Origin of the sequence: Stakelama pacifica, assembly GCF_004361835.1 — a bacterium.
In the GTDB taxonomy this organism is placed as follows: domain Bacteria; phylum Pseudomonadota; class Alphaproteobacteria; order Sphingomonadales; family Sphingomonadaceae; genus Sphingomonas; species Sphingomonas pacifica.
Window position 1 is genome coordinate 356840 of record NZ_SNWD01000003.1, and the last position, 9259, is coordinate 366098.

Here is a 9259-nt window from a genome sequence, read left to right on the forward strand (position 1 = left end):
AGCCTGGTCGCATATAAGCGCATTGCTGAACTGCCATAATCATGGCTGCGGCACGCGGGGGATGAGCAATGGCAAGGTGTAGCTCCGGGTCGTATTTCCGCCTGTGTCGCCACTCGCAATTGCGTGGGCTTCCTCGTTCGGTTCCGGCCCCGCGGAGATCGCCTCCGCCGAAAGCCATATGTGCCCAAACGATAATAATCGGGAGAGACGATCATGAAGCCTAACAGACGTCAGATGATCGGCGGCAGCCTCGCTGCTGCGGCAATTGCGCCATCGGCAGCAGAGGCGGTTACGACCGCTCTGACGGCGAAGGGCGCCGGCCGCGACCTGAAGGTGCCCCCACCCCGCAGCTTCACTCCCGACTGGCAATCATTCACCAGCAGCTATAGCGTGCCCGACTGGTTCCGCGACGCAAAGTTCGGGATGTGGGCGCACTGGACCGCGCAATGCGTGCCGGAGGCTGGCGACTGGTATGCGCGCAACATGTATCTGCCGGGATCGCGCGCCTATAATCATCATCTGAAGCATTACGGCCATCCGGCCGATCACGGCTTCATGGAAATCCAGAATCTCTGGAAGGCCGATCGCTGGGATCCGGCACGGCTGCTCGACCTCTATAAGCGCGCGGGCGCCAAATATTTCATGGCGCTGGCGAACCATCACGACAATCTCGACACCTATGACTCGCAATATCATCATTGGAACACGACGCGGGTCGGCCCGCACAAGGACATTGTCGGCACATGGGCGAAGCTGGCACGTGAGCGCGGCCTGCGGTTCGCGGTCTCCAACCACTCCGCGCATGCATGGCACTGGAATCAGCCCGCTTATGGCTATGATCCTGAGGGGCCGCGCGCCGGCGAGCGCTATGACGCCTATACGCTGACCGCGGCGCAGGGACGCGGCAAATGGTGGGTCGGGCTCGATCCGCAACGGCTTTACTGCGGCCGCTATATGCCGATGCCCGACGGCATCCGTTCCAATCGCGAGGCGAATGAATGGCACGAGGCGACCGACCGACTATGGTCGGAAGGCGTTCCGATGGGCTATTTCGCGCGCAACTGGCTGATGCGCTGTCAGGATCTGGTCAGCAAATATAAGCCGGACATGGTCTATTTCGACAATTTCGACCTGCCGCTCGAACAATATGGGCTGGATTTCACCGCCTGGTACTACAACCAGTCGATGGCATGGAATAATGGCCGCCTGGAGGCGGTGGTGACCGCCAAGATGACCCCGCCGCAGCGGCGGATGGGGATTGTCGACGATGTCGAGCGCGGCGGCAAAACCTATATCGAGCGCTTCCCCTGGCAGACCGATACCTGCATCGGCAACTGGCATTACGATGCAGAACTTTATGCCAATAACGGCTATAAATCCGCCGCCACGGTGATCCATACGCTGTGCGACGTGGTGTCGAAAAACGGCAACCTCATGCTTTCGGTACCGATGCGCGGCGACGGCACGATCGATGACAAGGAAGAGCGGATCGTTACCGAGATCGGCGACTGGATGGGCCGTTTCGGCCGGGCGATCTATGCCACGCGACCGTGGAAACTGAACGGAGAAGGCCCGACAAGCGGCGGCGGCGGCCTGTTCTCCGAAGGCGGCGCGATTTCGCCTTACACGGCGCGCGATGTTCGCTACGTCAAGCGCGGTGAGGACCTTCACGCGCTCGTGCTGGGCTGGCCCGACGACAATGTCGTGCGGATGACGCTGCTGGGGCACAACGACCCGACCATGGAGGGTGAGGTGATGCGCGTCACGCTGGCCGATGATCCGACGACCCCGCTCCAGTTCCGCCGGACGCCCGAGGCACTGGAGGTGACCGTTCCGGCGCGCGCACGCCATCCGATCGGCATGGCGCTGATCCTTTCGGGTAACGGCATTACCGCATGACCCGTACGGCCCGCAGATGATGGCGCATCGTCCGCGGGCATTCGCCCTCTCCTCCCCCTTTCCCCACGCGTTGACGTGTTGGCGCGTCGCGCTAAACCATCGGCATGAGCCGTTCGCGCCCTCCGACCAAGACCTATGCTGCGCCTGCGATCGAAAAGGCCTTCCAGATCATCGATCTGCTGGCCGAATATCCGCAAGGTGCGCTGGTCAAGGATATGGCGGCCCATCTCGGCCGCTCGGTGGGCGAGTTGTTCCGCATGGTCGTGGTGCTGGAGCAGAACGGCTATCTTAATCGATCGCCGATCACCGATCGGTACACGGTATCGTACAAAATACTCGAACTCGCTTTTCGCGCCACGCCCGCGCGCAACCTGGTACGCACTGCGACGCCGTGGATGCGCCGGCTCGTCGAGGAGGTGGAGCAGTCCTGCCATCTCGTCGTGCCCAACGGAGCGCACGGGCTGGTCGTCGCACGCGAGGAAAATCCCGGCACTCGCGGCTTCGCGCTGCGTCAGGGCGCACCGATCGACATGATCCGCAGTTGTTCGGGACAGGTCATCCTCGCCTTTTCGCCACCCGATGTCTCCGACCGGCTGGTGCGCGAAGCGGAAGCTGTACGCGAAGAACCGGTCGACCGCGACTGGCTCGCCGGGCGGCTGGAAACGATCCGCGCGCGCGGTTTCGATCAGCGCAAGAGCCCGATCACCTTCGGGGTCACCGATATCAGCTACCCCATCCACGCGTTCGACCGGGAGCTGATAGGCGCGCTAACCGTGCCGTTCATGGAATTGATCGACGGATCGCAGCGCATCAAACTGGATGCGGTCGCTGAGCGGCTGCACGCGACGGCACGCGCCATCTCCTCCGAGCTGGGATGCCCGAAGGACTGAGGTCAGAGGGTGACGATCGCCTTTAGCACGTGATCAGCCTCTTCGATCAGCTCCGGCAGGCGCTCGGGCAGATCGTCCACCGCAAGGCTGTGCGTATGGAGCACATCGGTGTTGATATCGCCGCTGCGGATCGCGGCAATGACGCGAGCGAAATCGGCCGTGAGTGCATTGCGGCTGGCCATCAGCGTCGTTTCACGCTTGTGAAATTCGGGATCGGCAAACACAAGATTGCCGGGCGCGACGCCGACCAGCACCAGTGTTCCGCCATGCGCGACATAGCGAAGGCTTTCCGCCATCGCGGCAAGTGATCCGGTGGCGTCGAACACCATGTCGAACATTTCACCGGCCGTCGATTGTTGCAGCGTATCGACGAGCCCGGGACCGGCAAGCCGAACATCATTGAAGCCAAGCTGGCCGCGCGCATGATCGAGCCGTGCGGAACGCGTGTCGACCAGCGTCACCGCAGCACCGTTCAGCCGCGCGAACAACGCGGTACTCACGCCGATCGGACCCGCGCCGACCACCAGCACGCGTTGCCCCGAAGCGGGATTGCCGCGCGCAACGGCATGCGCGCCGATCGCGAGAAATTCGATCATCGCCGCCTGATCGATGGTCAGGCCGGTCGCATCGACGAGCGCGGATTCGGGTACGGCCAGCCGCTCGCACATACCGCCGTCGATATGGACGCCAAGCACGCTGATTTCGGTACACGCATTGGGCTTGCCGTTGCGGCACGCAATACAGGTGCCGCAGGCAAGATACGGGTTGATGGCAACCGATTGCCCGACCTGAAAAGCGGAGTTTTCGCCGACCTGCTCGACAACGCCACCCAGCTCATGGCCCATGACGCGGGGGTAAGCGAGGAAAGGATGCCGCCCTTTATATATATGATAATCGGTACCGCACAGCCCCACCCGCCGGATGCGAACCACGACTTCTCCTGCGGTCGCGACCGGCTCCGGCCGCTCGACAACGGACAGGCTGAACGGTTCAGGGCAAATGATCGCCTTCATCAATACTCTCCCTCGACATTCATAGGCTGGATACTAGCTAGCACATGTGCAAGCGCGTTAGCATATTTAATGCTAGAAGAATGTTCATCCCCGTCATCGCGTCGCGACGAACATCGGGGTCTGCGGCATGATCGTTCGATTTGGCACCAGCCGTCTCCTGCAGGCGCATGTCGACACCTTTGCGAGTCAGGCCTGCGACGAGGGTCAGGCCGTTCACCCATTCGAGCGGCTGCGGCATGGCCAAGCCCGGCAAACGGATCGAGGCGCTGGAGCGCACGCTAACCCGCTATGCGCGCTATCCCAATTTCGGCGGTGCCCTGATGATCGGGGTGGGGTGCGAGGTCGCGCAGATCGAAGAGATGCTGGCGCGCTATGACCTGGCGTCCGGCGAGCGGTTGCGCGCGCATGTTCTTCTTCCCGACCCGCACGACCACGCTGACCTGATCGCCGAATATGAACGGCATTACGCGCCCGGCATGGCATGGCCGGAGATCACTGATTCTATCCGCCGCTCCGGCATTCAGGAAATGCGGATCTATCGTCTGGGGGTTCGGCTCGTAATGGTGATGCGGACGGATGACGATTTCGATTTCGAACGAACGGCAGCCGCCGACGCGGCCGATCCCCCCCCCCCGCGCAGCGCCGGGAAGCGCTGATGGCCCGCTATCAGGTCGTCGGGCCGGACGGCGAAAAATGGCAACGCGCATCTTTGATTTGTCGGCGTAGCAGGCGACCCTGCATTTCGCCGATGCCGCTATGCACCGGCGACCCGATCTCCGGCGTGATCCCGTGACGCTGTTTGTCGATCGGACTGCACCGCCGCTCGACAGCAATCCGCCTGCCGAACGCGCGCTTTGCCCGGGGATAACGCGCTGCCCGACAAGCGGCGCCTATCTTTGACCGGCAATGGTGCCCCTGGCCGGACTCGAACCAGCATGCCTTGCGGCACTCGATTTTGAGTCGAGCGCGTCTACCAATTTCGCCACAGGGGCCTGCGCGAGGCGCGTTGCCTAGCGCAGGGCGCGGGTTCGCACAATGGGGTCGTCAGCCGAAAACTTCCTGCGCGTCATTCCCGCCAGCCGGGTCCTTCGGATCGGGGCCGAAGCGATTGGCACCGCGGGTTCCGTCCATCACCATGAAGATGAACAGAACGAACCAGCCGAGCAGCGGGATGAGAAGGAGGAGAAGCCACCACGCCGACCGGTCGCTATCGTGCAGCCGCCGGGCCGCAACCGTGACGCTGGGAATCAGGAAGAAGAGCGAGCAAAGCGAGCTGATCGGACCGCTATAGGTCCAGCTTGCGCTGCTGCTGGTCGAATCGAGCGATCCGAACCCGAGCAGCGTATCGAGGATACCGGCAACAATGCCCACCAGGATGGTGAACAGCCAGAACATCCAGTATTCTTTGCGCCGCGAACGGCCCGACATCTGGAAATAGCGTTTTACCGGCAGCGTCATCCAATACATGAAAGTCGGTCTCCTTATCATCCCGCATCGATATGTTCACGCAACAGGCGATCGCCTGCGATAGCTAAGCGCCTCGGCGACATGGATACGGCGCACCGCCTCCGACGTCTCCAGATCAGCGATCGTCCGTGCAACGCGCAGGACGCGCGTATAGCCCCGTGCCGACATGCGCGTCGCCTCCGCCGCCTGCGCCAGCAGCGCCCTGCCCGCTTCGTCGGGGGTGGCGTGCGTTTCTAGCAGCGCGCCCTCAATCTCTGCATTGGTCCGCGCATCGGCATCTTTCAGCCGCTCGCTCTGAAGCGCGCGCGCAGCGGCGACCCGTGCAGCGACCTCGGCCGACCCTTCGGCAGGGGGCGGCAGGATCAGGTCAGCGGCACTCACTGCCTGCACTTCGACATGCAGGTCGATTCGGTCGAGCAGCGGGCCCGACACCTTCGCCTGATAATCGCCCGCGCATCTGGGCGCCCGCGCGCAGGCCAGTGACGCATCCCCTAGATGGCCGCAGCGGCACGGATTCATCGCCGCGATCAGCTGCACCCGGGCAGGAAAGGTCATATGCGCATTGGCGCGCGCAACGCTGACCTTGCCCGTCTCCAGCGGCTGGCGCAGCGAATCGAGCACCGCGCGCTGAAATTCGGGCAGTTCGTCGAGGAACAATACCCCTAGATGCGCCATGCTGACTTCGCCGGGCCTGACCTTCAGCCCGCCGCCGGTGAGCGCTGCCATCGAGGCGGAATGGTGCGGCGCGCGAAACGGGCGCTGGCGCGTCATCCGCCCGCCCTCCAGCGTGCCCGCGACCGAAGCGACCATCGATACTTCCAGCGCCTCGGACGAATCGAGCGGCGGCAGAATGCCGGGCAGACATGCCGCCATCAGCGATTTTCCGGCACCGGGCGGTCCGACCATCAGCCCGTAGAGCACTTCGAGGACCCCATTGGCCCCCACCATCGGCTTATGGAAACTCGAAGGAGGCAAAGATGGCATCTGCTGCACTATCCTTGAATGACGAACTGGACACGCTGCCAAAGCCCAAAGTCTATAGCTACGCTCGCTGGTCGACGCCCGAACAAGCTAAGGGCGACAGCTTCCGGCGCCAAGCCGAGGCTGCCGCGCGATGGGCTCGAAAGAACGACCTCGAACTCGATACTTCCCTTGCCATCGTTGACGAAGGTGTATCGGCATATCGAGGCAATAACGCGACAGATGGCGGCTTGAGCCGGTTTCTCGAAGCCTGCCGCCGAGGGCTAATTGAGCGGGGCTCATACCTTCTCGTGGAAAGCCTAGACCGAATTAGCCGCATGTCGCCCCGGCGCGTCCAATCTCTAATCAACGAAATCGTCGACGGTGGAATCACCATCGTGACCCTCAACGATGGCCAAGAGTACACTGCCGAGCGCCTCGATAACGATCCGATGGCACTCATGATCGCGCTTATGGTCGCTTGGCGGGCCCACGATGAGTCAAAGACCAAGGGTCGGCGCGTTGCGGACGCATGGGAGGAGAAGCGCAACCAAGTGCGCGCCAATCCCGAAAAGCGACTAACCTGTAAAGGCCCGTCTTGGCTAATTCCGAGCGAAGATGGCGGCTGGACGGTCGATGAGGCAAAGGCGGCGATTGTGCAGCAGGTCTACAAAATGACCCTCCAAGGACGCGGCGAACATTCCATCGCTTCATCCCTCAACGAGAAAGGCGTTAAGCCGCTGGCGCGCGGAAAACGCTGGCACAGGTCCACAATCTCGAAGCTGCTTCGCAATCCCGCTGTCATAGGATCGCTGGTGCCGGGACGCATCGAATATGTGCGCGGCCAGCGGAAGCGCGTTCTCGAGGAACCAGTTGAAGGGGCATACCCATCGATCATCTCGAAGGACGATTGGTTTGCTGTCAGGGCTCTGAAGGACGGGCGGTCGCGGGCCCCACGGGGGCGCCAGTCGGTTAGGCGCGTTGCGCACCTTCTCGCTGGACTTGCTCGCTGCCCCAATTGTGGCGAAGCAATGACGAGGGTTTACAAGGGAGCCGTCGCCAAAGCTGGTCTGCCGAAGCTCGTTTGTTCTGCAGCGAAGAATAAGGGCGGCTGTCAGTATGTTTCGGTGCGGCTGCGTGACGTGGAGTTCGCGATCCGGCTCGGTTGGGGCAGCCTATTCGCCGAAATCCCCGCCGGGGACCAATACCGGGCGCTAGAAGAAGAACGAGTTGGCCTCCTCGGCTCCATCGACCGGCGCGAGGACCGCCTACAAGAAGCCGCCACGCAGCTTGAAGCCAGCCCATCTAGCCTGTTGTCCCGACTGGTCTCCAAAATTGAGGGCGAGCTTTTGGCCCTCCGCCGGGAACTGGAAGCGATCGAGGAGCGGCTCTGTATTGCAGATCACGGCTTGATCGAAGCGCGGGTAGGCCAGCTACATGGCTTTCTCGCCCCAACCCCCTGCGAAGGGAAGATGGGGCCCCCGTCCCCTAACATCGAAGCCGTCAACGCTCTCCTGAAGACAATATTCGGCGGCGTAGTCATTGATTATCGCTGCGGCTTCTTGCGCTTCCAGTGGCGCCAAGGCGGCGAAGCGAGCATCCAATATGCTTGGCCCTGCTAAACCTGCGGGTGCGTCTTTCGGGGGACGCACCCGCCCCTAGCCTTCTCCTGAAAAGGCAACGTCATCCCCATGTTCACTTTTCACCACCAGAAACTCCGCGCTCGCCCCCGTCGAGCATGGAGGAAAGCAGCTGCACGACGCCCGACGGCTCCATGCTTGGCTGGGGGTGAAAGAGCGGTTCAACTAATGGATCGCTCGCCGCATCCGTGACTAGGGCTTCGACGAGCCGGCGGACTTTTACCGAGAAATCATCAACGGGTGGACGTCCCCGTGCCGACTATCCGACCCGCGACATTTCGAAGGTGCTGGCGATGGTTGAGCGCACCGAGATCGGGCGCGGGACGCGGCGCTACTTCATCCGCATGGAGCAGGCGGCGGTGCAAATGCGATCAAACGACCGGTTGCCTGCAATGGCGGTTTAAGTATTCTTGGTGATGTGGAGGGAAGGAATGGCTAGAAATCATCGGGTATTCATTGCTTTCGCAATTGAAGACCAATGGGCACGCGATCGCTTAGTGGGCCAAGCAAGGAACCATCGCACCCCCTTCGAATGGACCGACATGTCGGTAAAAGAGCCTTGGGCCACTGACTGGCGTAATCGCTGTCGCACTCGGATAAGAGGATGTGACGGTATGATCGCTTTTGTAACTCGAAATACATCCGCCGCCACCGGTCAGCGTTTTGAAATCCGGACAGCCCGCGAGGAAGGCATTCCTCTTATGGGAATGTACGCGACGCAGGAAAATCGGCCCTACACGATTCCGGAAGAGCTCCACCGCATCCCAATCGTTGACTGGACGTGGGCTAACATCTCAACTTTTTTGAGCCGCCTTTAGATGGAAATCCCTGTATTCATTAGCTGTCCCAAGGCGTACCTGCAGCGCCAAGAAGACTTCTTAAATCAGGTCGAAAGTTACCTGCGCAGTTGTGAACTGCGACCAATGACTCTGGGGCGCAGCGAGTACAGCATTAATGCGCCTTTAGTGGCTATTCGGCAGTTGATGGCCGGAAGCTTTGGGTTATTGGCTTTGGCTTTTCGACGAACACTGGTGTCGGCAGCTGTGGACCGTCCAAACTCTGACATCGGAGAACCGCAAAAAAACCGAGATTTGTCTTGGTTGAGTAGTCCCTATTGTCAAATCGAACCGGCAATGGCCTACCAAATAGGGCTGCCGGTCTGTATTTGGCGTGAACAGGGCGTAATGGCTGAGGGCCTTTTGGATCGAGGGGCGGTCGATCTTGCCATGCCCGAGTTCGATCTAGATGCTCCGCCAGTTCTTACTGACAAGGAATGGAAGCAGCCCCTGCAGGAATTGGTCTGAGCCCGTAGTTTCTACCATTTACGAGTAGAGCCTTGGGCCGTTTTGATGCCCTTCACTGGGCGTGATGGCAACAACCGTATTGGGGG

The 9259-nt window shown here is 61.4% G+C and carries 9 protein-coding genes, 1 tRNA gene and 1 pseudogene; 6 read left to right on the forward strand and 5 right to left on the reverse strand.

The annotated features are described in order from the left end of the window. Nucleotides 1-213 precede the first annotated feature (213 nt). On the forward strand, nt 214-1899 hold the full coding sequence (locus EV664_RS07465) for an alpha-L-fucosidase (RefSeq protein WP_133495045.1): 1686 nt from the start codon (nt 214-216) through the stop codon (nt 1897-1899). A 104-nt stretch (nt 1900-2003) separates the two neighbouring features. After that, nucleotides 2004-2789, forward strand: a complete 786-nt coding sequence (locus tag EV664_RS07470) for an IclR family transcriptional regulator (RefSeq protein WP_133495046.1) — start codon at nt 2004-2006, stop codon at nt 2787-2789. A 2-nt stretch (nt 2790-2791) separates the two neighbouring features. Here EV664_RS07470 and EV664_RS07475 read toward each other — a convergent pair whose 3' ends face one another. Both EV664_RS07475 and EV664_RS19175 read right to left on the reverse strand, forming a co-directional pair. Next, entirely contained in the window at nt 2792-3802 is a 1011-nt protein-coding gene (locus EV664_RS07475) for a zinc-binding alcohol dehydrogenase family protein (RefSeq protein ID WP_133495047.1), read from the reverse strand. A 37-nt stretch (nt 3803-3839) separates the two neighbouring features. Further along, nucleotides 3840-4040 (reverse strand): hypothetical protein, encoded by a 201-nt coding sequence (locus tag EV664_RS19175; RefSeq protein WP_162848777.1) that lies wholly within the window; start codon nt 4038-4040, stop codon nt 3840-3842. Here EV664_RS19175 and EV664_RS19410 point away from each other — a divergent pair. Further along, nucleotides 4039-4458, forward strand: a complete 420-nt coding sequence (locus tag EV664_RS19410; protein ID WP_229668134.1) for a UxaA family hydrolase — start codon at nt 4039-4041, stop codon at nt 4456-4458. The two genes, EV664_RS19175 and EV664_RS19410, sit on opposite strands and share 2 nt — an antisense overlap. Nucleotides 4459-4709: 251 nt before the next feature. Here EV664_RS19410 and EV664_RS07485 read toward each other — a convergent pair. The 3 genes and pseudogenes from EV664_RS07485 to EV664_RS07495 all read right to left on the reverse strand — a co-directional run. Beyond that, a tRNA-Leu gene (locus EV664_RS07485) sits at nt 4710-4794 on the reverse strand. Nucleotides 4795-4846: 52 nt separating this feature from the next. Further along, nucleotides 4847-5269, reverse strand: coding sequence for a DUF805 domain-containing protein (locus EV664_RS07490; protein ID WP_133495048.1), 423 nt, complete (start codon nt 5267-5269; stop codon nt 4847-4849). A gap of 36 nt (nt 5270-5305) precedes the next feature. Beyond that, nucleotides 5306-6178, reverse strand: a pseudogene (locus EV664_RS07495) (YifB family Mg chelatase-like AAA ATPase); the annotation flags it as partial. Between the two features lie 68 nt (nt 6179-6246). Between EV664_RS07495 and EV664_RS07500 the strand changes: the two are divergent. The 3 genes from EV664_RS07500 (at nt 6247) to EV664_RS07510 (ending at nt 9173) form a co-directional block, all read left to right on the forward strand. Beyond that, nucleotides 6247-7851 (forward strand): recombinase family protein, encoded by a 1605-nt coding sequence (locus EV664_RS07500; protein ID WP_162848795.1) that lies wholly within the window; start codon nt 6247-6249, stop codon nt 7849-7851. 449 nt (nt 7852-8300) lie between these two features. Continuing rightward, nucleotides 8301-8687 carry a TIR domain-containing protein gene (locus tag EV664_RS19775; protein ID WP_133495050.1) on the forward strand — a complete coding sequence of 129 codons (387 nt, stop codon included), beginning with the start codon at nt 8301-8303 and terminating at the stop codon, nt 8685-8687. Next, nucleotides 8688-9173, forward strand: coding sequence for a hypothetical protein (locus tag EV664_RS07510; protein ID WP_133495051.1), 486 nt, complete (start codon nt 8688-8690; stop codon nt 9171-9173). Nucleotides 9174-9259 lie beyond the last annotated feature (86 nt).

What these genes read in the sequence shown, in the direction of transcription:
- EV664_RS07465 (WP_133495045.1), top strand. Translation starts at nt 214, where the DNA reads ATGAAGCCTAACAGACGTCAGATGATCGGCGGCAGCCTCGCTGCTGCG.
- EV664_RS07470 (WP_133495046.1), top strand. Translation starts at nt 2,004, where the DNA reads ATGAGCCGTTCGCGCCCTCCGACCAAGACCTATGCTGCGCCTGCGATC.
- EV664_RS07475 (WP_133495047.1), bottom strand. Translation starts at nt 3,802, where the DNA reads ATGAAGGCGATCATTTGCCCTGAACCGTTCAGCCTGTCCGTTGTCGAG.
- EV664_RS19410 (WP_229668134.1), top strand. Translation starts at nt 4,039, where the DNA reads ATGGCCAAGCCCGGCAAACGGATCGAGGCGCTGGAGCGCACGCTAACC.
- EV664_RS19175 (WP_162848777.1), bottom strand. Translation starts at nt 4,040, where the DNA reads ATGCCGCAGCCGCTCGAATGGGTGAACGGCCTGACCCTCGTCGCAGGC.
- EV664_RS07490 (WP_133495048.1), bottom strand. Translation starts at nt 5,269, where the DNA reads ATGTATTGGATGACGCTGCCGGTAAAACGCTATTTCCAGATGTCGGGC.
- EV664_RS07500 (WP_162848795.1), top strand. Translation starts at nt 6,247, where the DNA reads ATGGCATCTGCTGCACTATCCTTGAATGACGAACTGGACACGCTGCCA.
- EV664_RS19775 (WP_133495050.1), top strand. Translation starts at nt 8,301, where the DNA reads ATGGCTAGAAATCATCGGGTATTCATTGCTTTCGCAATTGAAGACCAA.
- EV664_RS07510 (WP_133495051.1), top strand. Translation starts at nt 8,688, where the DNA reads ATGGAAATCCCTGTATTCATTAGCTGTCCCAAGGCGTACCTGCAGCGC.